Annotated in this window: 22 protein-coding genes; 5 read left to right on the plus strand and 17 right to left on the minus strand. The window is 67.2% G+C overall.

Annotation, left to right across the window (positions count from 1 at the left end):
• Window positions 1-159 precede the first annotated feature (159 nt).
• Together AC1DXX_RS09610 and AC1DXX_RS09615 are read left to right on the plus strand one after the other, a co-directional pair.
• Window positions 160-1062, plus strand: coding sequence for a LysR family transcriptional regulator (locus AC1DXX_RS09610; protein WP_478133951.1), 903 nt, complete (start codon window positions 160-162; stop codon window positions 1060-1062).
• A gap of 358 nt (window positions 1063-1420) precedes the next feature.
• Window positions 1421-2590, plus strand: coding sequence for a pyridoxal phosphate-dependent aminotransferase (locus AC1DXX_RS09615; RefSeq protein ID WP_478133952.1), 1170 nt, complete (start codon window positions 1421-1423; stop codon window positions 2588-2590).
• Window positions 2591-2593: 3 nt separating this feature from the next.
• Here the strand turns inward: AC1DXX_RS09615 and AC1DXX_RS09620 are convergent, their stop codons facing one another.
• The 3 genes from AC1DXX_RS09620 to AC1DXX_RS09630 all read right to left on the minus strand — a co-directional run bounded on the left by AC1DXX_RS09620 (window position 2594) and on the right by AC1DXX_RS09630 (window position 5173).
• The gene (locus AC1DXX_RS09620) at window positions 2594-3661 is read right to left on the minus strand and encodes a DUF4241 domain-containing protein (RefSeq protein WP_478133953.1); all 1068 of its coding nucleotides are present in this window, start codon (window positions 3659-3661) and stop codon (window positions 2594-2596) included.
• A gap of 71 nt (window positions 3662-3732) precedes the next feature.
• A complete protein-coding gene (locus AC1DXX_RS09625) occupies window positions 3733-4371 on the minus strand; it encodes a 3-oxoacid CoA-transferase subunit B (protein WP_478133954.1) in 639 nt (212 codons plus the stop codon).
• A gap of 1 nt (window position 4372) precedes the next feature.
• Window positions 4373-5173 (minus strand): CoA transferase subunit A, encoded by an 801-nt coding sequence (locus tag AC1DXX_RS09630; protein ID WP_478133955.1) that lies wholly within the window; start codon window positions 5171-5173, stop codon window positions 4373-4375.
• 94 nt (window positions 5174-5267) lie between these two features.
• On the opposite strand from AC1DXX_RS09630, the gene AC1DXX_RS09635 reads away from it, so the two are divergent.
• A complete protein-coding gene (locus tag AC1DXX_RS09635; RefSeq protein WP_478133956.1) occupies window positions 5268-5834 on the plus strand; it encodes a LuxR C-terminal-related transcriptional regulator in 567 nt (188 codons plus the stop codon).
• Here the strand turns inward: AC1DXX_RS09635 and AC1DXX_RS09640 are convergent.
• Complete coding sequence (locus AC1DXX_RS09640; RefSeq protein ID WP_478133957.1) at window positions 5821-6303, minus strand: GNAT family N-acetyltransferase; 483 nt, start codon at window positions 6301-6303, stop codon at window positions 5821-5823. The two genes, AC1DXX_RS09635 and AC1DXX_RS09640, sit on opposite strands and share 14 nt — an antisense overlap.
• Window positions 6304-6706: 403 nt before the next feature.
• Between AC1DXX_RS09640 and AC1DXX_RS09645 the strand changes: the two genes are divergently transcribed.
• Entirely contained in the window at window positions 6707-6853 is a 147-nt protein-coding gene (locus tag AC1DXX_RS09645; RefSeq protein WP_478133958.1) for a hypothetical protein, read from the plus strand.
• A gap of 12 nt (window positions 6854-6865) precedes the next feature.
• Here the strand turns inward: AC1DXX_RS09645 and AC1DXX_RS09650 are convergent, their stop codons facing one another.
• From AC1DXX_RS09650 to AC1DXX_RS09710, 13 genes are all read right to left on the minus strand, one after another.
• Window positions 6866-7834: a Bug family tripartite tricarboxylate transporter substrate binding protein gene (locus AC1DXX_RS09650; protein WP_478133959.1), complete on the minus strand. Its 969-nt coding sequence runs from the start codon at window positions 7832-7834 to the stop codon at window positions 6866-6868.
• 47 nt (window positions 7835-7881) lie between these two features.
• Window positions 7882-8262, minus strand: coding sequence for a VOC family protein (locus tag AC1DXX_RS09655; RefSeq protein ID WP_478133960.1), 381 nt, complete (start codon window positions 8260-8262; stop codon window positions 7882-7884).
• A complete protein-coding gene (locus AC1DXX_RS09660; RefSeq protein WP_478133961.1) occupies window positions 8259-9239 on the minus strand; it encodes a hydroxymethylglutaryl-CoA lyase in 981 nt (326 codons plus the stop codon). The genes AC1DXX_RS09655 and AC1DXX_RS09660 overlap by 4 nt, the downstream gene beginning before the upstream one ends.
• Window positions 9236-10408 (minus strand): CaiB/BaiF CoA transferase family protein, encoded by a 1173-nt coding sequence (locus AC1DXX_RS09665; RefSeq protein WP_478133962.1) that lies wholly within the window; start codon window positions 10406-10408, stop codon window positions 9236-9238. Before AC1DXX_RS09665 ends, AC1DXX_RS09660 begins: the two co-directional genes overlap by 4 nt.
• A gap of 109 nt (window positions 10409-10517) precedes the next feature.
• Window positions 10518-11291, minus strand: coding sequence for a magnesium transporter CorA family protein (locus tag AC1DXX_RS09670; RefSeq protein ID WP_478133963.1), 774 nt, complete (start codon window positions 11289-11291; stop codon window positions 10518-10520).
• Complete coding sequence (locus tag AC1DXX_RS09675) at window positions 11291-12025, minus strand: phospholipase D-like domain-containing protein (protein WP_478133964.1); 735 nt, start codon at window positions 12023-12025, stop codon at window positions 11291-11293. The genes AC1DXX_RS09670 and AC1DXX_RS09675 overlap by 1 nt, the downstream gene beginning before the upstream one ends.
• A gap of 3 nt (window positions 12026-12028) precedes the next feature.
• Window positions 12029-17275, minus strand: a complete 5247-nt coding sequence (locus AC1DXX_RS09680; protein ID WP_478133965.1) for a DNA repair ATPase — start codon at window positions 17273-17275, stop codon at window positions 12029-12031.
• A gap of 12 nt (window positions 17276-17287) precedes the next feature.
• Complete coding sequence (locus tag AC1DXX_RS09685) at window positions 17288-17833, minus strand: TFIIB-type zinc ribbon-containing protein (protein WP_478133966.1); 546 nt, start codon at window positions 17831-17833, stop codon at window positions 17288-17290.
• A complete protein-coding gene (locus AC1DXX_RS09690; RefSeq protein WP_478133967.1) occupies window positions 17830-20016 on the minus strand; it encodes a flotillin family protein in 2187 nt (728 codons plus the stop codon). The genes AC1DXX_RS09685 and AC1DXX_RS09690 overlap by 4 nt, the downstream gene beginning before the upstream one ends.
• A gap of 51 nt (window positions 20017-20067) precedes the next feature.
• Window positions 20068-20712 carry a ubiquinone biosynthesis protein gene (locus AC1DXX_RS09695; RefSeq protein WP_478133968.1) on the minus strand — a complete coding sequence of 215 codons (645 nt, stop codon included), beginning with the start codon at window positions 20710-20712 and terminating at the stop codon, window positions 20068-20070.
• 33 nt (window positions 20713-20745) lie between these two features.
• Entirely contained in the window at window positions 20746-21096 is a 351-nt protein-coding gene (locus AC1DXX_RS09700; protein ID WP_478133969.1) for a hypothetical protein, read from the minus strand.
• Window positions 21097-21098: 2 nt separating this feature from the next.
• Window positions 21099-21812, minus strand: a complete 714-nt coding sequence (locus AC1DXX_RS09705; protein ID WP_478133970.1) for a PspA/IM30 family protein — start codon at window positions 21810-21812, stop codon at window positions 21099-21101.
• Window positions 21813-21824: 12 nt separating this feature from the next.
• The gene (locus AC1DXX_RS09710) at window positions 21825-22241 is read right to left on the minus strand and encodes a YjfI family protein (protein WP_478133971.1); all 417 of its coding nucleotides are present in this window, start codon (window positions 22239-22241) and stop codon (window positions 21825-21827) included.
• A 143-nt stretch (window positions 22242-22384) separates the two neighbouring features.
• Between AC1DXX_RS09710 and AC1DXX_RS09715 the strand changes: the two genes are divergently transcribed.
• Window positions 22385-23293 carry a LysR family transcriptional regulator gene (locus AC1DXX_RS09715; protein WP_478133972.1) on the plus strand — a complete coding sequence of 303 codons (909 nt, stop codon included), beginning with the start codon at window positions 22385-22387 and terminating at the stop codon, window positions 23291-23293.
• The last annotated feature ends 173 nt before the right edge of the window (window positions 23294-23466 follow it).

Genomic DNA, 23466 nt, shown 5'->3' on the forward strand with positions numbered 1-23466 from the left:
GGGTTGTCTCCTGTGAATCCTGGGAAAGCGATGCCGGTTCGGGCCGGTGCAACTCGCATCCTAGCTTTGCAGATTTGCCATGACAATAGACAAATATGCGCCACGGCTTTGCAAAAATGCAGATTCCCACACCGCACCGACACGGAGACACGCACGCACATGGACTGGGACAACCTGCGCTACTTTCTGGAGCTGGCCCGCTCGGGCACGCTGATGAGCGCGGCACGCCGGCTCGAGGTGGACCACACCACAGTGGCGCGGCGCATCCAGGCGCTCGAAAAGGAAGTCGGCGCCCCGCTCTTCTCGCGCGAATCGGGCGGCCACCGGCTCACCGAGGCGGGCCGCCGGCTGCAGCCACAGGTCGAGGCGATGGAAAGCGCCTTCCAGGCGGTCGAGAGCACTGCGCCGGCCTCGCAGGAGGGCCTGTCGGGCCTGATCCGCATCGGCGCCACCGAAGGCTTCGGCACGGTGGTGCTGGCGCCGCGGCTCGCGCTCTTCGCGCAGCAGCATCCCAGGCTCACCATCGACCTGCTGGCAATGCCGCGGCTGGTGCACCTGTCGCGGCGCGAGGCCGACATCGTGATCTCGCTCGAACGGCCGGCGCGCGGGCCGGTGGTGGTCACCAAGCTCACGGACTACACGCTGCGGCTCTATGCGTCGAAGCAGTACCTGGCGGCGCACAAGCCGATCAAGACGCGCGAGGACCTGCGCGGCCACACCTTCATCAGCTACGTGGACGACCTGCTGTTCAGCAAGGAGTTGCAGTACCTCGACGAACTGCACCGGCCCGACGCGTTTGCGCTGCGCAGCACCAGCGTGCTCGCGCAGCACCAGGCCGTCGCGGCAGGCGCAGGCATCGCAGTACTGCCGGCCTTCGTGGCCGACCGCGACAAGACGCTGCGCCCGGTGCTCGCGGGGCAAGCGAACTTCACGCGCACCTTCTGGATGTCGATGCCGGTGGAAACCAAGCATCTGGCACGCATGCAGGCCGTGTGGGAGTTCCTGCGCGAAACTGCGGCGGCGCAGCGGGGGCTTCTCTTGCCTGACGGCGCCTCAGGTTGAGCGAGGGGGCGTTCGGGGTGCGTGCACAGGACACCGGGTACTTCCCTCCGCGAATGTCCCCCGCTTCGGCTTTCGCCCCTCCTCCTTTGTTTCGCTGCGGGGAGCACCCGGTGCCCTGTGCACGATGGGCGCTGCTGTCGTGCTGGCCGATCGACCGCTGCGCTGAGCGATCACGCTGGCGGTGTGCTCTGCGCAGCGAAATAAAGGAGGAGGCATGCGGCCTTAGGCCGCGCCGGGGGACATTCGCTTCGCTGCGCACACCGTCGGCGTGAGCGCGCCCCGAACAACAGCGCCACAAAACGCACAATGCGGGCGAACAGAAAAGCCAGGGTTTCATTCCAGAACCAAGGAGATCGCAATGCCACGTCATCGTCCCGCACGGCTCGAACACATCGCAGGCATCGGCGTCGACCGCATGGGCGCCATCGCCGACGATGCGGAGGGCCCGCCCTTTCTCCGTCTTGAAAACCTCGACGTCGATATTCCGCCGGACCCTGAAGCCGTTGCGCGAACCGTGCGTGCGGCTTCGGAGGATGCGGACAACAGCTATTTGCCTTTCGTCGGGCAGTCGCACTTGCGCGAAGTCGCTGCGCAGCATGTGTCGGCGCTCTCGGGCGTGGCATACAGCGGCGCGCGCAACTGCGTGATCTCCGCAGGCGGACTCTCGGGCATCCTCAACGCGCTGCTCGCGACGGTCGAAGTGGGCGACGAAGTGCTCGTGACCGATCCGACCTACGCGGGCCTGCTCAACCGCATTCGGCTCGCGGGAGGAACGCCGAAGTACGTGCCCTTCGCCTTCACGCCCGGCGGCGAATGGAAGCTCGATCGCGCGGCGCTGCAATCCGCCGTCGGGCCGCGCGTGCGCGCGATGCTGTTGATGTCGCCTTCGATGCCGACCGGCGGCTGCTTCGATGAAGACGACTGGCGCGCCATTGCCGCGCTGTGCGTGCAGCACGACCTGACGCTCATCCTCGACACCGCCATGGAACGTCTCTTGTACGACGGGCGCAAAGTGATTCATCCTGCAGGCCTCCCCGGCATGGCCGAACGCACGATCACGGTCGGCTCCTCGGCCAAGGAACTGCGCATGATCGGCTGGCGCGTCGGCTGGACCGTCGCGCCCGAGAGCTACATGCCCGATCTCATTGCCGTGTCGCTGGCCAACGTGGTGGTGCCGGTGGGTATCGCGCAGGACGCGGTGGCGACGGCACTGGCGCAATCCGTGCACACGCTCGCACCCTATGTGGCCGAGCTGGAACGCCGGCGCGACACGGTGCTCGACGAACTCACGGGCTTGCCGGTGGGCGTACCGGCCGGCGGCTGGTCGCTGCTGCTGCGGACGAGCGACTTCGGCATCGACGGCCAGACGCTGTCGGAGCGGCTGCTGAAAGCGCGCGTCTGCGCCACCGCGATGCAGGGCTGGGGCGAGACGCACGGCGCGCAGTACCTGCGCTTCGTGTTCTCCAACGAGCCGGTCGAGCGGCTGCGCGGGCTCGGCGACAAAGTGCGGGCCGCGCTCGGCGCCTGAGGCTTACGAGAAAAGACGCTTCCAGAGGCTCTTGCCGGCGGCAGGCTCGGCGACCGCCGCCTCGGACTTTTCGAGCAGCTCGACGAGCCCCGGCACGCGGGGCTTCTTGAGCCAGCGCGCATAGGCGAGGTAGGTGTCCGCCTTGTCCTTGATGTGCAACTCCGGTGGCATTGCAGGGCATGGCGCGGAGCCCAGCAGCATGCGCAAGGCCTCGAGCCGGTTCATGCGGATCGCGCTCGCAAGCGCCGTTTCGCCGAGCGATGGAACGATGTCGTTCGGGCCCGCGAGCCCGGCATCGAGCAAGCGCCGAATGGTGATTGCATCGCCGTCGACGGCAGCCGCACCCAATGCCTCGAGCGCCGCCAGCTTTTCCGGCGGGATGCCGGCCTTGTAGGCATCGTCGCGCTTCTCATCCTCGCTGCGCGCGTCGTCGCCTTCCATCGTCATGAAGTCGGTCACCAGGGCCACCGGTTCGCCCGCCGCGTCGAGCGCCCAGAAGCTCGGATAGCTGCCGTCGCCCCAGCCCGAACTGAAGATCAGCACGTTGTTCGGGGTGCCCGCCCCCAGCGGGTAGTGGTCCGCCATGTCGGCAGTGCCCAGTTCGGCATGAAGCACATCGTCGTAGTAGCTGACGTAGCCGGGCTTGCCGGCTTCGCTTGCCTCCCGCTCGGCCATGGCCTTTGCGCCATCGACGTCCATGAAGCAGCCGACGCCCGCATCGACCGGGTAACCGTAGAACTCGTCGTCGCCAAGCGCATCCTGCGACTGTCCTTCGAGCAGCGCCGGCGCCCAGCGCAGATCGGTGGCCTGCAGACCGCCGCGCTCGCGCAGCCACAACACTGCCAGCGCATGCCGGCCGTTGTCTTGCAACACCTCGACGGTGAACGCGCCGCGCCCGCTCACGCTGCGAACGAAGGGCTGGCGCTCCGGCTGCACCAGCGGATCGCAGGCCACGATGCGCCCGCTCGTGATGTTCAGCAGGCCGCAAGGCTGCCGCTGCAGGTGCCGTGCGCGCAGTGCCTCGTCGTCGAGAAGGATGGTCCGGAGGTTGTCGATGTCGAGATAGGCCATGCGCGCAGTTTCTCATTCAACGACAAGGGCCGCGAAAGCGGCCCTTGTGATTACCGTCGGCGCGAACGAACCTACTGGATCAGCTTGGCGCCCGTCTTCGCCTGCAGCGTATCGAAGCTCACGCCCGGCGCAAGCTCGATCACCTTCAGGCCCTCGGGCACCACGTCCATCACGGCCAGGTCGGTGATGATGCGGTCGACCACGCCCACGCCGGTCAGCGGCAGTGTGCACTTCTCGAGGATCTTGAGGTCTTCGGTGCCGTCCTTCTTCTTCGCGACGTGCTCCATCAGCACGATCACGCGCTTCACGCCGGCCACGAGGTCCATGGCGCCGCCCATGCCCTTGACCATCTTGCCGGGGATCATCCAGTTGGCGAGGTCGCCCTTCACGCTGACCTGCATCGCGCCGAGGATCGACAGGTTGATCTTGCCGCCGCGGATCATCGCGAAGCTGTCGTGGCTGCCGAAGATGGCCGAGCCGGGCAGCGTGGTGACGGTCTGCTTGCCCGCGTTGATCAGGTCGGCATCGACCTGGTCTTCGGTCGGGAACGGGCCGATGCCGAGCATGCCGTTCTCGCTTTGCAGCCAGACTTCCTTGTCGCCGACGAAATTGGCGACCAGCGTCGGGATGCCGATGCCCAGGTTCACGTAGAAGCCGTCTTCGAGTTCTTGCGCGGCACGGGCCGCCATCTGGTCTTGGGTCCAGGGCATCTCAGGCTCCTTCTTTCTTGTTGGTGGACACTGCCGGCACTTCGCTGCCGGCTGCCGCATGGGCAATGGCGGTCTGGGCCTCGGCCTTGGCGGCGGCGGCATCGACCGAGGCGCTCACCGTGCGCTTCTCGATGCGCTTCTCGGGGTTGGCGTTGAGCACGATGCGGTGCACGTAGATGCCCGGCAGGTGGATGTCGTCGGGGGCCAGTTCGCCCGCTTCGACGATCTTCTCGACCTCGACGATGCAGACCTTGCCGGCCATGGCAGCGGCCGGATTGAAGTTGCGCGCCGTGAGGCGGAAGCGCAGGTTGCCCGACTTGTCGGCCACGTCGGCCTTCACCAGCGCCACGTCGGGCACCAGCGAGCGTTCCATGACGTAGGCTTCGCCGTCGAACTCGCGCAGTTCCTTGCCCTCGGCCACCTGGGTGCCCACGCCGGTCTTGGTGAAGAAGGCCGGGATGCCCGCGCCGCCCGCACGCAGCTTCTCGGCCAGCGTGCCCTGGGGCGTGAATTCGAGCTGCAGCTCGCCCGCGAGGTACTGGCGCTCGAACTCCTTGTTCTCGCCCACGTACGACGCGATCATCTTCTTGATCTGGCGCGTCTCGAGCAGCTTGCCGAGGCCGAAGCCGTCGACGCCCGCGTTGTTCGAGATGACGGTGAGGTTCTGCACGCCGGAGTCCTTCAGCGCGTCGATCAGCGCTTCGGGAATGCCGCACAGGCCGAAGCCGCCGACCGCGAGCGTCTGCCCGTCGGCGACGACCCCCTTGAGTGCCGCATCTGCGGAGGGATAAATCTTGTTCACTCGGGCTCCTTGGTGGAATGGTGGAGAGTGGGTGGGAAAGCCCTGAACGATACTACGTACCCGCATACGTAGTATTTCGTAATGGTGACCCCCGATGCCCGAGATCGATTACCGGCTGGCTTTTGAGCACGCGCCCGTCGGCATGGTGGTGTCGAGCAACCGCACCATCGTGGCCTGCAACGAGCGCGTGTGCGAGATCTTCGGCGCAACGCCCTCCGCGTTGGTCGGGCATTCGTTCAGCATCCTGTACCCGAGCGTGGCCGAATTCGAGCGCATCGGCAAGCGCATGGAGCCTTTCCTGAACGCCAGCGGCCGCTATGCGGACAACCGCATGATGAAGCGGCTCGGCGGCCTGCACGGCGCCATGGCCGGCGAGACCTTCTGGTGCCACGTCACCGGCCACGCCATGAACCGCGCCGCGCCGCACGAGGCCGGCATCTGGACCTTCGAGGACCTGGGCTCGCGCCGCGCGGTGAAGGCCCAGCTCACGCCGCGCGAGCGCGAGGTGGCGGCGCAGGTGATGCAGGGTCTGACCTCGAAGGAAATCGGCAAGGCGCTGGGCATCAGCCACCGCACGGTGGAGCTGCACCGGGCGCGGCTGATGCGCAAGTACGCGGCGGCGACCACGGCGGAGCTGGTTCAGAAGCTCATCGCAGGCTAGGTCCGGGCCGCAGCCAGATTTCCATCCGGATCATGTCCCGCAATGGGATGCCGCCCTGCTTCGTCGCCTTGCCCCAGCGGCGCACGAAGAAGTCGAAATCGACACCGACGATGCGGAAGCCGAAGCGCTGATAGAAACCCAGCTCGCGCAGGCTGCTGTTGCCAGTGCCGACTTCGAGGCGGTGCGCGCCTCGCTGCGTGGCGAGCAACTTCGCCTTCCGAAGCAGCGCGGTGCCGATGCCCTGGCCCTTGCACTCCTCGGCCACGGCGATGTTCATGATTTCCCAGGTGTCGGCGCGGGTCTCCATCAGCACCATCTGGCCGACGACCTCGCCGGCCTGCTCGGCAAGCCACTGCTCGCCCCGGGCCAGGTACTTCTCGACCTCGGCGCGCGGACCGTCGGCATCGAACAGAAGCGGCCAAGGCACGGCGTCTTCGGCGGTGGCCTTGCGAATCTTCAATCCGGTCATTCGTTCTTTGCTTGTCATGTTTCGTCAGGCATCCGTGTCCGCTTCATTTTCTGCGGAGCCTTCGTCGTTGCAATCTGCGCGGAACGCGAGATGCCGAGAGTACGGGATATCGAGGCCCTCTCTTTACCTCGCGCACCCCTCGCCCGAACTGGAACGCCTCCTCGCCCAGCACATGAAGGCCAGGACGATGGAAGTCGAATCCGTCCGTCTTTCGCCGATCTCCCACCCGGACCGGATCGCCAACCCGATCCTGGAGGCAGCGGGAAGTTCCAGCCCGTGGCCATCGGATCGTTGCAAAAACGGAAACGCCGTGTCGACGAAAGCCCTGTGTCGCACCCCGTCTGGAGGTCTATCTTTGAACCCATGCGAACAAGCCGTTCGCAACCACTCAGGAGTACGCGATATGTCCACAGCCCTTCATTCCGAAAAGAACCTCCTTCAGCAAACGAAGCTGTCGGTGGCACAGGTCCATGCAATGGCCACGCACCGGCTGCCGGTGACGCTGACTCTTGCGGCAATCATCCTGTCGGTGCTCGGCGTCAAGCCCTGAGCGCAGCCGGGCTCACTCGGGCTTGATGTCCGCCGCCTTGATCACCTTCGACCAGCTCGCCAGTTCCTGGTCGACGAACTTGCCCAGGGCCGTCGGGTCCATGTAGATGGCGAAGGCACCCTGCTCGTCCACCTTCTTGCGGAACGATTCGCTCTCGACGATCTTCTTGATCTCGGCACTCAGCTTGTTGACGACCTCGGGCGGCGTCCTGGCCGGCGCGAACACCGCGAACCACGACTCGACCTCGTAGCCCGGCAGCCCCGCCTCGGCCGCGGTCGGCACATTGGGCATCGACGGGTGGCGCTTGCTGCCCGTGTAGGCCAGCGGCTTGATGCGTCCGCCCGCGAAGTGGCCGATGACCGAAGGCGGCGTGGTGATGAACATGTCGACGTTGCCCGCAATCAGGTCGTTGATCGCCGGGCCCGAGCCCTTGTAGGGCACATGCGTCATCGTCTGCCCGGCCTGCCGCGACAGCAGCTCCCCGGCGATGTGCTGGATCGAGCCGTTGCCCGACGAGGCGTAGAAGAGGCCGCCCTCCTTCTTCTTGCCGTACGCGAGCAGCTCCTTCATCGAATTGACCGGCAGCTTGCCACTCACTGCGACGACGTGCGGCGCGCGCATCACCATCGCCACCGGCACGAAGTCCTTGGTCGGACTCCACTTGATCTGCGGGAAGAGCGCGGGGTTGCCGACGTGGTAGCCCGAGTACTGCATCAGCAGCGTGTAGCCGTCGGGCGCGGCGCGGGCCACGATCTCGGCGCCGATGTTGCCGCTGGCACCGGGCTTGTTATCGACCACGATGGGCTGGCCCAGCGCGCGCTGCAGCGGGTCGGCGACCAGGCGCGCCATGATGTCGGTGGAGCCCGCGGGCGCGGTGGGCACGACGAGGGTGATCGGTTTCGAAGGCCAGGTGTCGGCATTCGAGGCGGTGGCGGCCAGCGCGAGGCAGAAGACCGCGAGGAGGCGGTGGGCGAGTTTCATGGTTTGTCTCCGGTTTTGTGTATTGGCTGTCTTCGAGGCTCGAGCCTTCAGGGCGCAAGCTCCGAAATCTCGATGAGATTCAGGTCAGGATCGCGCACGTAGACCGAGCGGATGCGTGAGGTCGCGCCCGTTCGCATGACGGGGCCTTCGACGATCGCGACGCCTTTCTCGCCGAGGCGCGCGATGACCTCTTCGAGCGGCACGCTGGCGATGAAGCACAGGTCCAGCGAGCCCGGCGTGGGCAGGTTCGCCTTGGGCTCGAACTCGTGCCCCTTCACATGCAGGTTGATCTTCTGGTTGCCGAAACGAAAGGCCTTGCGGCCTGCGCCGAAGGTTTCCAGCACCATGCCCATCGCATCGACGTAGAAGCGCACGCAGGCCTCTTCGTTCGCGGTGGTGAGCACGAGGTGATCCAGGTGGTCGATCATGTTTTCTCCTTTTGCGAGCGCGAATTTGCGCGCTCGACGATGTCGTTGAAATCAGCCGGTGGCGCATGCCGCGTCAGACGGTGCCCGGCGCGCGAGACCTGGCTGGACAGTTCGTGCTGCACGAGCGATTCGAGCTGCCCGGCGGCGGCGATCAGACCGTCCAGGTCCATGCCGGTGTCGTAGCCCATGCACTGCAGCATGTGCACCACGTCCTCGGTCGCGACGTTGCCGGTGGCGCCGGGCGCATAGGGGCAGCCGCCGATGCCGCCCAGCGACATGTCGAGCCGCCGGATGCCCGCCTCGACGGCGGCCACCGTGTTCGCGAGCCCCATGCCGCGCGTGTTGTGGAAGTGGGCCGTCCATTCCATGGCGGGATGCATGGCGAGCACGGCCTCGCAGACCGCCTGAACCTGCGTGGGATAGGCCATGCCCGTGGTGTCGCACAGCGTGATGCCCTGTACGCCCAGCGCAGCAAAACGGTCGATCCAGCCCTGCACGGCCACCAGAGGCACCTCGCCTTCCATCGGGCAGCCGAACACGCAGGAGAGCGACACGTTCACCGGCACGCCGGCCTGTTTCGCCAGCGCGATGACCTCGGCCAGCTGTGCGAACGACTGCTCGCGCGTCATTCGCAGGTTGCTCAGGTTGTGGGTCTCGCTCGCCGACATGACGATGTTGAACTCGTCGATGCGGTTTTCCAGCGCGCGCTCGGCCCCCCGCACGTTCGGCACCAGCGCGGTGTAGACCACGCCCGGCCGGCGGGCGATGCGGTGCATCACCTCCTCGCCATCGCGCAGCGCGGGAATCGCCTTGGCCGAAGTGAACGAGGTCACCTCGATCTTGGCGTAGCCGAGCGTGCTCAGGCGATCGACCAGTGCGATCTTGTCGTCGGTGGGGATGAAGCGGCTTTCCATCTGGAAGCCGTCGCGGGTCGCCACCTCGTTGACGAGGAGCCGTGTGCCTTGGCCCGATCTCATGCCGTCTCCCCTTCTGTGCGGCGCGCGGGCCAGCCCACGCCCTGCAGATCGCCGCTGTGCTCGCCAAGCCGCGGTGCCGCATGCGCGATGCGGCCCGGCGTGGCGCTGAGCTTGGGCACCACGCCCGGCACCTTGAGCATTTCGCCGTCGGAGCCGCGCGCCTCCACGATCATCTGGCGCGCCAGGTACTGCGGATCGGTGGCGATGTCGGCCACCGTGTAGATGCGCCCGACCGGCACCCCGGCCGCGTCGAGCACGGCCAGCACGTCGTCGCGGCTGCGCTGCAGCGTCCATGCCTCGATGGCGCCATCGATCTCTTCCACGCGCCGCACGCGGCCGTCGTTGTGCACGAGCTCGGGGTCGTTCTCCAGGTCTGCGCGTTCGATGGCCCGCATCAGGCGACGGAAGATGCTGTCGCCATTGCCCGCCACCAGCACGTAGTGCCCATCGTTGCAGCGGTAGGCGTTGGTGGGCGCAATGCCGGGCAACGCACTGCCGGCCCGTTCCCGCACGGCACCGAAGGCGTCGTATTCGGGCAGCAGGCTTTCCATCACGTTGAAGACCGACTCGTAGAGCGCCACGTCGATGAACTGGCCCTCGCCGCCGTGGGCCGTGCGGTGGTGCAGCGCGGTCAGCACGCCGATCACGCCGTGCAGCGCCGCCAGCGTGTCGCCGAGCGAAACGCCCACGCGCACCGGCACCCTGCCCGGCTCGCCGCTCAAGTAGCGCAGCCCACCCATCGACTCGCCGAGCACGCCGAAGCCGGGTTTGTCGCGGTAGGGCCCGGTCTGCCCGTAGCCCGAGATGCGCAGCATGATGAGCCGCGGGTTGAGCGCATGCAGCCGTTCCCACCCCAGCCCCCAGCCTTCGAGTGTGCCGGGCTTGAAGTTCTCGATCAGCACATCGGCTTCGAGGGCCAGCGCGCGCACCGCCTCCTGCCCCTCGGCGCTGCGCAGGTCGAGGCACACCGAGCGCTTGTTGCGCGACTGCACCTCCCACCAGACCGAGCTGCCGTCGCGCAGCATCCGCCACTTGCGCAGCGGATCGCCGACGCCGGCGGGCTCGACCTTGATCACGTCGGCGCCAAACTCCGCCAGCGTCTTGCCGGCGAACGGGCCGGCGATGAGCTGGCCGAGCTCCAGCACCTTCAGGCCTTCGAGTGCATTCATGTCTGCGTCTGTCTCCAGGTTGGGTTGCCCCAACTCTAGAAACAGATCGCGATGGACGGAATTGCTCTGACGGCAGGACGGCTTCGCAAAACGCGAAGGCCGGGGCCGCCTACTTCTTCTTCAGCGCCGACGCAGGCTTGGCTACAACCGGCGGCGCGACGGGCGCCTTGACCCAGCCCCGCAGCATCACGCCCATCCAGAGCCCGGCAGCGAAGACCACCCAGTACACCCACGTCGGCATGTTCTCCACGCCGCTGTGCAGGTTCATGCCGAAGGCCGCACCGATGGCCATCAGCGGAAAGGTCAGCGCCGCGATGGTGTTGAGCTTGTGCTGTGCGCGGCTGACTTCCATGCCCGCGCGCGCCTGCGCTTCGGCCGCATGCGCAAGCCGGTAGTCGAGCGACATGCGGGTGTCGGCGAGCAGCAGCTCCATGCCGCGCGTGATCTCGACTGCAAGGTCGCGCAGGTCGATCAGCATCAGGTCGTCCTTGACGGCCTCGCGTGCCGCCTGCAGGGTGGCCTGCATGTTCATTGCGGCGCGCGTCAACGGAATCAGCGGACCGAGTATCTGGAACAGTTCTTCCGAGGTCTCGGCCGCCTGATGCCGGATCTCGAAAGTGCCCAGCGCCGCGCGATAGCTGTCGAGCAGCTTGGCGAAGGCCCGCTCGCCGGGGCTGTTTCCCTTGTGGAACCAGGCGCCGTCGGGCTTGCGCAGGAACACCGCGGGCTTGCGCTCCGCGCCGCTGCCGGCAGGCGGCTCGTGCAGGATCACCATCAGGTGGCCCTGCTCGTGGATGACGCGCTGCGCGCCGTAGCTGGCGCCTCCCAGCCGCTGCTGTATCTCCGGGGGCAGCTCCCAGTCGTAGTCGATTCTTCTTGGCATCAGGCGGCCTGCAGTTCTTTCCACAAGGTATCGAATTCGTCGGCAAATCGGCGAACGAGCGAGGGGTCGTTGCTCAGCACCAGGTTCTCTTCGTTGTAGTCGCTGGCGCTGCGGGTCCAGTTGTAGCTGCCGTTGAGCAGCCGGGCGCCGTCGAAGATCGCGAACTTGTGGTGCATGTGGGCTTCGGTGCGGTCCACCGCGATCGGGATGCCGGCTGCGCGCAGCTGGCCGACGTCGCTGCCGCGGTCGAATTCCTTGTCGTTGTCGGTGATGAAGCGCAGCGCCACGCCGCGCCGGTGCGCGGCGAGCACCTCGGCGGTGATGCGGTCGTCCGAGAGCGTGAAGACGCAGAGGTCGACCGAGCGCTTCGCCGCCTTCAGCTGCTGGTTGATCGCCTGCAGGCAGGCCGTACCCGGGCTGAAGAAGGCCTGCGAGCGCACCGCGACCGAATCGGGCAAGCGGCCGGTGTCGATCGCGCGGACCACGCCTTCGAGCCACTTGAGCAGGGCCAGTTGCTCCGGGTCGGCGGTGCGGGCGCGCACCAGGTCGAACGCGCGGTTGCGCAGCTGGCGCAAGCCGTCTTCGGGCGGCGAGGCTTCGCGCAAGGTGTGCACCAGCACGCGGCGCTCGTCGTCGCTCAGGCGCGCATCGGCCATGGTGGCGTCGAGCTGGGCGAGCAGTTCGGGCAATGCGGCCTGCGGCTCGCCGGAAACGGATGCGGATGTGGCCTGCATGGCTCAGTGGTCCTTGTCGGGTTTGGGCGGGGGCGCGCGCTTGGGCGCAGCCCGCGTGGCCTGCACTTCGGCCGCCAGCCGCTCCATGTCTTGCTTGATCGAGCGGTCGAGTTCGAGCCGGCGTTCGGTGGCGGTCACCAGCGGCAGGATCAGTTCGCGGTAGGTCACTGCGATCTGGAGCATCGCGTCGGCCAGTCGCTGGCTCTCGTTCGCGCCCTCCGGGCGCGGTTCGGGCTTGAGCGCATCGACCGCGCGCGCCACGTCGAGCATGCTGCTGGCAATGCGCTGGCTGCCGTCCACGTCGGCGCCGCCGAGCTTGCGCTGCCGCACGAACTCGTCGCAGATGGCCGTCCAGCGCGCGCTTTCCTCCGGCGTCGGGCTGCCCAGCAGTTGCGCGAGGCGCAGCAGGTTTTCCTCGGCGCCGGTGGTCAGCGTCTGGGCTTCGCCGCGGTAGTGGTCGCGCAGCAGCGCATCGAGCTCGTCGTCGCGCATCAGCGCGGTGATCTTGCCCGCGAGCTTGGTCATGTTGCGGTAGCTGCCCTGCAGCTTGAACGGCGGTGCGGTGCGGTACGCCTCCTGCTGCGCAGCCGATTCGATGTACGCAAGGTTGACCTTGAGCAGCAGGTCGCGCGCCCGGAAGAGCCGCTGCAGCAGCGCCTTGATTTCCTCCAGCTCGACCGCGCTGTACGCATGCGAGAGCGCACTGCTCGGCACCTCGTGGCCCTGCGCCATCTTCACCAGCAGTTGCACGTCCTTGGGGTCGCGCGAGGCGAGCGGCATCAGCGTGGGGTTGGAGGTCAGGCTGTTCTCGATGTACGAGAGCGAGAAGGCGGCCTCGCGGCCCGAGAGCACGTCGCCGAGGTTGTAGATGTCGGCGCGGTTGGCCAGCATGTCCGGGATCTTGAACACGTCGCCCGACTCGGTGTACGGGTTGCCCGCCATCACGATCGCGAAGCGCTTGCCGCGCATGTCGTAGCCGCGCGGCTCGCCGTTCCACACGCCCTCGATGCGGCGCGTGCCGTCGGCCAGCGCGATGAACTTCTGCAGGAACTCGGGGCTGGTGTGCTGGATGTCGTCGAGGTACAGCATCACGTTGCTGCCCATCGCGAGGCCGAGATTCAGCTTCTCCAACTCCTGCCGCGCCGCGCTGTTGGGCGCGTTGGCCGGGTCGATGGCGGTCACGCCGTGGCCCAGCGCGGGGCAGTTGATGCGCACGAAGATCAGGCCGAGCCGGTCTGCCACGTACTCCATCAGCGTGGTCTTGCCGTAGCCGGGCGGCGAGATCAGCAGCAGCAGGCCCATGCGGTCGGTGCGGCTGCCCTCGCCCGCCGAGCCGATCTGCTTGGCAAGGTTGTCGCCGATGATGGGCAGGTAGAGCTCGTCGATCAGCTGGTTGCGCACGAAGGTCGAGAGCGGCTTGGCCTGGAACTGGCTCAGCTTGAGCCGCGCCTTCTCGCGTTCGAGCAGCTCGTGGCGCAGGCTGTGCAGCGCCTCGTAGCCCGGCACCGCGTGCGTGGCGTGGAACAGGAAGCGGCGCCAGAAGTCGTTGAGGTTCAGCGTCGTGCGGCCTGCGGCCACGCGTGGATGGTCGCCGCGCAGGCCCTCGACCGTGCGGTCGAGCGCCGCGTTGACGCGGGTGCGCTTGAGCGGCATGGCCAGCACGCTGGCCGCGTCGTCCACCCAGTCGACCGATTGCGGCGCCTGGTGGATGGCATAGGCGCGCACCCAGTCGCGCGCGAGGCGCCAGCGCTCGGCCGGCGGTGCGGCGTCGAGGTCGTGCTGCCAGGCGTCGCGCCGGCCGCCGCGCTCCAGTTCGCGCAGCAGCGCGGCCGCGAGGTCTTCGCCCGCGCCCGACACGGCCCAGGTTTCGCCGCCATGCTCGCCGGCCAGCTCGCGCACCAGGTACGCAGCCGCCTGGTCGCACAGGGTGGCCACGCGGCCCTGATGGGCGTCGCGCTCTTCATCGCTCGCGGTCTCCGCCAGCGGCAGCAGGTCGGGCACCACGTCGCGCGCGAAGTGGTTGAGTGCGCGCGCGGTGTCGGCTTCGAGCTGCTCCAGCGCATCGCGCCGTCCGAACAGGGCCTGCATCTGCAGGGCAGCCCGCGCGCGGCGCAGCAGCGATTCGCGGTGCGCGATCAGGTGGCCGTGCTGCCAGTAGAGCAAGGCCAGTGCACGCTCGGTCGGGCCCCAGGCCAACAGGCCCGCCTGATCCTGCATCCCGACGAGCGCACCGAGCAGGCGCATCGCGTCGTCGTCATGGATGCCCTTCTGGTAGCCCTCCTGATACCGTGCGGCGGCAAAGCGGCGGACCATGTCGAGCAGTTGCGGATGCAGCGGGTCTTCGGCCAGCAGCGTGAGCACCTCGGCCCAGTTGCGCTCGGCCTTGCCGTCGAGCAGCGCTTCCAGCAGGCGGCCGGCGAGGTACTCGGCGCGCGACAGCTCGACCGTTTCCGACACCAGCGCCTGGTTCCAGTAGCGCTGCAAGGGCAACAGCCGGGGTTCGTCCACAGGGCTCTGGTAATCGGTGCCCGTCACCTGGTAGGCCATGCCTTCGTCGCGGCCCACCAGCGTCAGGTCGACCGGCTGGCGGTGCACGGTGAAGGCATGGCGGCCGAGGCGCAGCGTGTCGCCGCCCTCGCTCACCAGCTCGCGCTTGTCGCGGATCGAGCGCAGCGCCTGGTCGCGCGCGGTCTTCAGGCGGGTGTCGAGCTCGTCGGCCGGCACCGCGGCGCCCAGCGTGCGCAGGTCGGCAATCAGCGTGTGCAGCTTGCCGATCATCGGGTCGGCCGCAAAGTAGCTGTGAACCTGGGTCAGCTCGCCGAACTGGGCAATGCGGCGCGGAATGCCATCGAGGATACGGCCGGCCGCATCGACCACGCCCTGCGCGCGGCGCTGGCGGGCTTCCACCAGGCTCTGCCGGCGCGCGGACAGCGCTTCGTAGACGGTCTCGCGCTTCTCCGCGATGTCGGCCAGGAAGTCTTCCTGCTCGGCGAAGCGGCCTTCGATTTCTTCCAGCTGGGCCAGGAGGCGCGTGAGCGCGTCGTCGCACTTCTCGGGCGTGTCGGCGAACTCCAGCGCGTTTTCCACCGCCTGGCTGAAAAGCTTGAACTGGGCGCCGAACTCGGCGCGCGCCTCGGTCGCCCCCAGCGACTTGCGCCGCATCCGCGCGTCGGCGCGCATACGGTTGATGTCGGCATAGATCAGCGAGATGCGGTCGAGGATCGAGGTCCGGATCACCGCGTCGCCGCCCGGCAGGCTCCCGAGCTGCTCGGTCAGCAGGTCGAGGCCGGCGGCCTGCTCGTCGAGCGTCGTGAGCATCCGCCCGAGCGCCGGCGAAGTCGCCAGGGTGGGCAGCTCCAGCGCCAGCTTGTCGAGCGCCTGCCGCTGGCCGTTGAAGGCAGTGTCGGCCGCCAGGAACTGCATCGCGCGCTCGCCGATGCGCTGCTGCTCGGCCTCGAGCGCGGCGTCCATGGCGGCGATGCGCGGCAGGTCGGCGTAGCGCAGCTCCTTGAGCATCTGCAGTCCGCCGCGCCGCTCGCGCAGGCGCCCCAGGGCCTTCACGAAATCGTCGGGTGCGCGCCAGAGGGTGCTGGCGATATCGACCAGCAGCGCATGCTGCTGATCCTCGGCCTGGGCCAGTGCGCGCGCGGTTTCGCGCCGGATGGTGTCGACTTTTTCGAACTCGGCCAGCGTGCTGCGCGCCACGTCGGCGATGCTGCGCAGTTCGGCCATGAGACCCGCGGCCTCGGGCGCATCGAGCCAGAAGTAGGCGTCGCTCACGCGGGTGCACTGGCGGATCAGGTCTTCGTAGGCGGCGCGCGTGGGCGCCTGCTCGCGCACCGCGCGGGCGATGCCCATCAGGTCGGACACGCCGCGCACCAGCTCGGCGTTGCCGATCTTGCCGAAGAAGCCGGTGGCGGGCGGCTGCGCGCTCACATGCTCCTCGCTGGCGAACGGTGTTTGCCAGAGCTGCATCGGATGCACGCGCGTCGGCTCGCCGTCATCGTTGAACACCAGGATGCGGCCGTCGGCGAAGCGCGCGTAGCCGTTGGCGATGATCGGCGTCGCGAGCTTCTTGTCGATCAGGTTGTAGTTGAAGAGCGCATAGCGCCCCGGCTTCGGGTCGTAGAACACATAGGCCACGTCCTCGCCGTTGGGCGAGCGCAGCATGCGCTTGAAGCGCAGGTTCTCCACCACCTCGGCCGGCAGGTCGAAGCGCTTGCGCTCGCCCGACTGCAGGTAGTAGCCACCCGGAAAAATGATGCCATGGTCTTCGGGCAGTTGCACGCAGGAGCCGCCGATGGCGTCGATGCGCTCGACCTGCTGCGTGCGGATGTTGAACACCAGGTAGCGCGTGACCTGCTCGCGGTAGGGCTTCACCCGCAGCAATATCAGCATGCCGAGCCTGGCCCAGGCGATCTCGGCGTCGGTGAGCGACTGGCTCTTGTCCTCCACCGGCTCGCTGTAGATGCCGAGCCCGGTCTCGGTGTTGTTCTCGATCTTGATCGTGAGGTCGCCGCCGAGGGTTTCGACGAACACCGTGTCGAGCACGTTCACATGCGGGTGCTTGCCGCCCACGTGGTCTTCGCGCGTGGCGACGGTCCACTCGAAATCGTGGCTCGCGGGCAAGGCAATGTCGCGCTCGCCGCGGTTGTCGATGTAGTGGATGCTGCCGTCGCGCTCGATGGCCCAGCGGAACACGCGCACGTCGTGCAGTTGCTGGCCGATCTGGAAGGAGGCCAGCAGCTTGTCCTGCGTGACGCGCAGCTGCAGCAGCGTGGCCTGCTTGTAGTAGGCGTAGAGCTCGCGGAAATCGGAGGCGAAGCGCGTGTCTTCGAGAAAGGTGCCCGCCAGGGGCACCGGCTGCAGCTCATCGTTCTCGGTGGCCGCCTCTCCCGGCAGCGCGAGCCGGTAGAGGCCAAACACGTCGCCCACGGCCGTTTCCTTGCGCAGGCCGATGAAGACGTTGTAGCCGAACAGCAGCAGGTCGCCGATGCGCACGATGTCGCGCGCCACGGCATTGTTCTCGGTGCGCGCGCGGGTGCGCAGCACCAGGGCCTGATCGGAGCGGCCGAACTCCGCGAGCCGCTGCTCGTTGAGCGCCTGCGTCTTCTTCAGCAGGCCCTCGCCCTGGGTTTCGAGCCGCTTCTTCAGCAGGTCGTAGCTGCCGCTGCCCGAAACCAATGCTTCGGTCTGGTCGGCTGCCGTTTGGGCGCCGGTCGGCGCCGCCGTTTCGTCGGTGAGTTGCATGGGTCGGCGCGGTCAGTCCGCGCGCAGCAGTGCGAGCAATTCGTCGCGGTGAGGCTGGGCGTCCAGCCAGGCGCGGATGCGGTCCAGCTCATCGATGCAGTCGTTGCCGTAGCGGCGGCGCAGCGCGGCGAGGCGGGCTTCGCGTACCTCCTCGGTCTGCAGCCGCCGCTGGTAGCCGTCGGACAGCAATTCGTCGAGCCGCCCGGCGAGGCCGCGGCTCACGATGGCCCGCCACTCGCCCGCATCGAACCACAGGTTCTGGCAGGCCACGCAGCGGTCGATGCGGAAATCGGGGCCGGCGCTGACGCGCAGGCGCTGCATCAGCCGGTCGCACTCGGGGCAGTGGCGCACRGCGGCGATGTCGAACACCTCGATGACTTCGTCGTCGACCGCATGCGGCACCCGACTGGGGTCCGCGGCCTTCCAGGCGCGCCAGTCGTCCATGGCCATCACCATGCCTTGGCAATCGCCGCATTGCACGCCCAACAGTGCTTCGGCCAGCGCCACGGGTTGCATCGCCGCGCGCCCGGCGCAGCTGCACTTCAGATTCGGATTCACTGCGCGTTTCCGTTCAAGGGGCGGAAGGTGGAGATCAGGTTCTGCAGGGCCGACTTCTGGACATCGGAGCCATCGGCAGCGATCTTGCTCATCAGCGAGGCCACGCTGAGGTTCTGGATCTCGCCCGAGGAATTGCCCAGCGCGCCGACGATGTCGCGCAGATCCTTCACCACGTCGCGTTCACCCGAGAGCTGGTCCTTGAAGGCGACCTGCACTGCCTGGCTCTTGGAGATGACGCCGTCGATGCCCTTGCCCACGGAGAGCGAGCGCACGAAGCTGTCGAAGTAGTCGCCCGAGCCGCCCACGATGTCGATCTTGGCGTTGGCGAGCGCGGTGCCCAGCACATCGGCCTGCTCCTTGGCGATAGAGGTTTGCGCGTCGATGCCCTTCATGGTTTCGATGTGCGACTTTTCCAGGCGCATGCGGAACTCTTCGTGGTCGCGGGTTTCGGGGCTCATCGACTTCATGGCCTCGAACTTCTCGTGCAGGCCCTTGGCCTCGGCGTTGAAGCGGGCTTCGATCACCTGCGCATCGGCCTGGCCGGATTTGAGGGTGGCCTCGGCATCGGCCGTGCGCACGTTCACTTCGGCGAGGCCGAGCTTTTCCTTGCCCGAGGCTTCGGCATCGAACTTGGCGCGCATGCCGGCGGCTTCGGCCTGCGAGCGTGCCTCGATCACCTGCGCGTCGGCCTGGCCGGCCTTGAGGATGGCGTCGGCATCGGCCTGGCGCACATGCACGTCGGCGAGGCCCAGCTTCTCCTTGCCCGTCGCTTCGGCTTCGAAGGTGGCGAGCCTGGCTTGCGCGGTGGCGATCTCGACCTTGGCGGCGGCCAGGCCCGGTGCGGCGGAGATGGCCTCGACGCCTTCGGCCTCGCGCTTCTTCGATTCGGCGTCGCGCTCGGCCACCTTCAGCTTGGCATCGGCCAGCGTGAGTTCTTCGGCCGCCTTGTGGCGCGCACGCTTTTCCTGCGTTTCGGCCGCCTTCACGTCGATCACCATCTTTTCGTCGGCCTGGCCCTCGGCCATGATGACGACGGACTTCTTGGTGCGCTCGGCCTCGGCCACCACGCGCAGTTCCTTGATCGCCTCTTCCTGCTCGGCCACGGTGCGCTCGACCACGATGCGCTCGCGGATCACGTCGGCAATCGCCTTCTTCTGCACTTCGACGGCCTTGTCCTTCTCGATGCGCTGCAGCGTCACTTCCTTCTCGCGGTCGACGATCTCGAGGTCGCGGGCACGCGTGACCTTTTCTTCCTCGATGGCCACCGCACGCTTGCGGTTGTTCTCGGCCACTTCCTTCTCGCGCTGCACGTTCTCCTGCTGCACCGAGACCGATTGCTCGGCCATCAGCCGGGCGGTTTCGGACTTGGTGCGCTCTTCGGACTGGATCTTGGAGGTCTCGGCTTCTTCGCGGGCGCGCACGCTGGCAATTTCGCGCTGCTGGCGCGCGGTGGCATCGGCCTGCTGGCGTTCGAGTTCGAGCATCGCTTCCTGCGTCTCGACGTTCTTCTTCTTGATCTGCATTTCCTCGTTGCGGCGCAGCTCGTTGGTGCGCACGTGCTCGACCGCCGTGAGTTCGGTGATCTTCTTGATGCCCTGCGCATCGAGGATGTTGTTGGCGTCGAGCTCCGAGAGCGGCGTCTGCTCGAGGTAATCGATGGCGGCGTCTTCGAGCACGTAGCCCGAGAGGTCGTTGCCGATCTGGCTGATGATCTGGTCGCGGAAGCCGTCGCGCGCCTGGTACAGGTCGACGAAGTCCATCGACTTGCCGACCGTCTTGAGCGCCTCGGAGAACTTGGCGGAGAACAGCTCCTCGAGCGTCTCGTGGTTGGAAGCGCGCGCGCAGCCGATGCCCTGCGCCACCTTCAGCACGTCGTCGGCGGTCTTGTTGACGCGCACGAAGAACTTCACCTTGATGTCGGCGCGGATGTTGTCGCGGCAGATGAGGCCCTCGTTGCCGGAGCGGTCGATCTCGATGGTCTTGACCGAGATGTCCATCAGTTCGGCCTTGTGGATGATCGGGTAGACCATCCGCCCGGTGAAGGTCACCTCGGGCTCGGCGCGCAGCGTGTTCACGATGAGTGCATGGCCCTGTTCGATCTTTCGATAGAACTTGGCGAACATCGCGAACAGGCCAAGGATGACCACGGCCAGTATGACCACGGCAAAGATGATGGGCTCCATTTTTTCTCCAGATGCTTTAAGAGCGAACGAACAGTGAGGGGGTGCGCGCGGTCAGACGATGTCGTCGTGCGCCGCGATGAGGTAGCGGCCTGCCACCTCGTCGTATTCGAGGATCAGCGCGTGCGATCCGCGCTTGAGCGTGTTGGGCGTGGGTGCCCAGACGCGGATGTTCAGGCTGGCGCCGCGGCGCGCCACTTCGGCGCGGCCGTCCTTCTCGTTCACCACGCCGGTGACGACGCGGCAGGCTTGGCCGACCAGCGCCGCGTTGCTCACCGCCGTGTGGCTCACGAACAGCCCCCGCAGCGGCCGGATGGCGACGGCAGTGACGGGAATGGCAATGGCCGCGCTGGCCACCAGCAGCACGGTGCCGGCCAGCAGCTTGAGCGGCATCGTCGGCACCAGCGGCAGCAGCCACTCGCCGCCGAGGCACGACACCGTCCACGACACCAGCACCAGCAGGCTCACCGCCACCGAGAACGGCACGCCGTTCAGGCCCAGGGCCACGACGTAGCTCGCGAGCTGGCCGATGTCGCTGGTGTCGCCGTCGGCGTGGGTCTGCAGGTCGACGTCGACGCCGCTGTGCTCGATGTCGACCATGCCGAGCACCGCCAGCACCCAATAGATCACCACGACGCCCAGCAGCACCGTGTAGATCGCGGTGGGGTACCCCGTCACCGCAGCCATGAAATTGCCCATTGATCCTCCCGCGTGCGGGTTGTGTTTGTTGTTCTACTTGCGGCCCGGCTTCCCTGCGCCGGCGCCCTTTTTTCCACTGGCAAATGCAATCAGGTCGCGCGTGGCCCTCTCCTTGATGGCCAGGCGGTCGTCGGCGGCGAGCCCGTAGCGCTTCGCCAGAAACTCGTAGTCTGCCGCACTCAGCGAGACCGTGAGGCGCGGGCGCTTCGGTTTCGACGTCGTGGCCAGGCCCAGCACCTGCCGGATCTGGTCGGAGGTCGACACATGCTGCTCGAAGGCCGCCGTGCGCACCGCTTCCAGCACGGCCTCCTCCACATCGAACGCCACCTGGACGGCGCGTATCGCTTCGTCCGAGCCTTGCCAGCGAACCGGCTTGACCCGCATGGTCATTCCGAGGCCGGCCCAGCCGGGTTGGCCTGGCGGGCGCGGATGCGCGCCATCACCTTGCCGGTGCGGTCGGCATCGTTGCCGATGCCCGCGGCGGCCAGCTTCTTCTCGAGCGCGCTGTGGCCCAGCTCGTTTTCGAGCGCCTGGCTGGCGGTCATGCGGTCGGCCAGGTCCTCGTGGCGCTGGCGGATGCGCTCGAGCGACTCGCGCGCATTGGCGAGGCGCGAGCCGCCGCTGCCGATGTTCTCGGAGATCGACTGCGTGGCGCGGTAGACGCTCTCGGTGGTCTTGGCGATGCCGATCTCGCGCTCGTGCTCGCGGATGCGCGCCTCGGCCGACTTGATCAGGTCCTTGAGCCTGGAGACCTGCAGCGAATAGGACGCATGGGCCTTGGCCTGCTCCTCGAGCTCCTGCTCGAGCGTGCCGATCTTGGCGGCGACGTCGAGCGCCAGGCCCTCCTGCGTCTTGTCGAGCGCCTCGAGCGCCAGCCCTTCGTAGCGCGCGACCTCGTTCTTCAGGCGTTCGATCTCGCGGGCCGACTGCATCTCCTTGGCCATCACGCCGGTGAGGTCGCCCTTGGCCTTATCGATGCTGTGCTTGGCGTCGATGATTTCCTGTTCGTAGATGCGCGTGGCATTGCTGTCGACCACGCTCTCGCCGATTTCGCGTGCGCTGCCGCGCAGCAAGGTGACCAGCTTCTTGATGACTGTCATGATGATCTCCGCTTAATTCAGGAATTCGGACAGGGCGTCGAGTGCATCGAGCGCGTTGTCGCTGAGCACGGCCACCTCGCGTGCGATGTCTTCCACGCTCGCATCGCGCCCCAGCGCACCGGTGAGCACGTAGCGGCCGTCGACCCGCCCGAAGGACGACAGCGGCACCGAGGGATTGAGGTCGAGCAGCGATTCGAGCAGCTCGGTGCGCCGCTCGGGCTTCACTTCTTCCTCGGTCCAGAGGTAGCAGATGCAGATGATCTGCATGTCCGAACTCGTGACGAAGATCGGCAGCTCGTCGCGCCCCTCGATGCTCACCTGGACCACGGGCGTGCTGCCCGGGATCGGCTGCAGCTGCACGGGCAGCCCGCCCATCGCCGCGCCGGCCAGCGCATCGAGGCCCTTGAGTTGATCGAGCAGTGATTGCATACCTCTCCTTGTGGTTGGGTACCGTTGGAAGCGAGCGGTGCTTCGATGAGTTCACTATAGATGTGCCGACATAACATGTCAAAGAGATTCTTTTTTGCGCGACCCATGACTTTCGGCACTGGTGCGCTCCCTAGAATCCGCCGATGGCCAGCCCCATCAACCCTGCGCGTGTCGATTTCGTGACGCTGCGGCTCTTCTGTGCCGTGGCCCAGTCCGGCAGCATCACCAAGGGCGCAGAGGCGTGCCATCTCGCGCTGTCGGCGGCGAGCCGGCGGTTGTCGGACTTCGAGGCGGCAACCGGATCGAAGCTGCTCGAACGCAGTTCGCAAGGCATCGCACTTACGCCCGCCGGCCACGTGGCGATGCAGCATGCGATGCGGCTGTTCCAGGGTTTCGAGCAGTTCAGCAACGAGCTCAACGACTATTCGAGCGGCGTGCGCGGCCACGTCAGGCTGTGGGCCAACATGTCGGCGCTGACAGAGTTCTTGCCCACGGCGCTTGCGACCTTCCTCGGGCAGCATCCCGACATCCGCATCGAGGTCGAGGAGCAATTGAGCGGCGACATCGTGCGTGCGCTGGTCGACGGGCTGGCCGACGTCGGCGTGTTCGCGGAGAACACGCCCGCCTACGGGCTCGACGTAGCGCCCTTCCAGACCGACGAACTCGTGGTCTTGTGCGCCCGGCAGCATCCGCTCGCGCGCACCCGCCGCACCGACTTCAAGACCTGCCTCGCGCACGAGTTCGTCGGCCTGAACCGCAGCAGCTCGCTGCTCGAACTGACATCGCGCGCCGCCGAACAGGCCGGCATCCCGATGCGCCTGCGTGTGCAGGTGCGCAGCTTCGATGCGATGTGCCACATGATCGCAGCCAACCTCGGCATCGGCGTGGTGCCGCTCGCGGCCTGCAAGGCGCAGGTCGCCGCACTCGGCCTGAAGGTGGTTCGGCTCAAGGATGCGTGGGCCACGCGCCGCCTGCTGATGGCGACCAAGACGGACACGGCCCTTTCACCTGCAGCACGGCTGTTGGTTCAGCATCTCCTCGGCGGCCGCTGAGAGCCTGCCTACGATCTGTTTGGGGCCACGTTTGGGGGTGCTGTTCAGGGCGCGATCACGCCGACGGGGTACCTTGCTCCGCGAATGTCCCCCGGCGCGGCCTAGGGCCGCAGGCCTCCTCCTTTATTTCGCTGCGCAAGGCACCCCATCGGCGTGATCGCTCAGAGCACTGG

The sequence above is a fragment of the Variovorax sp. P4_B10 genome, from assembly GCF_056402375.1.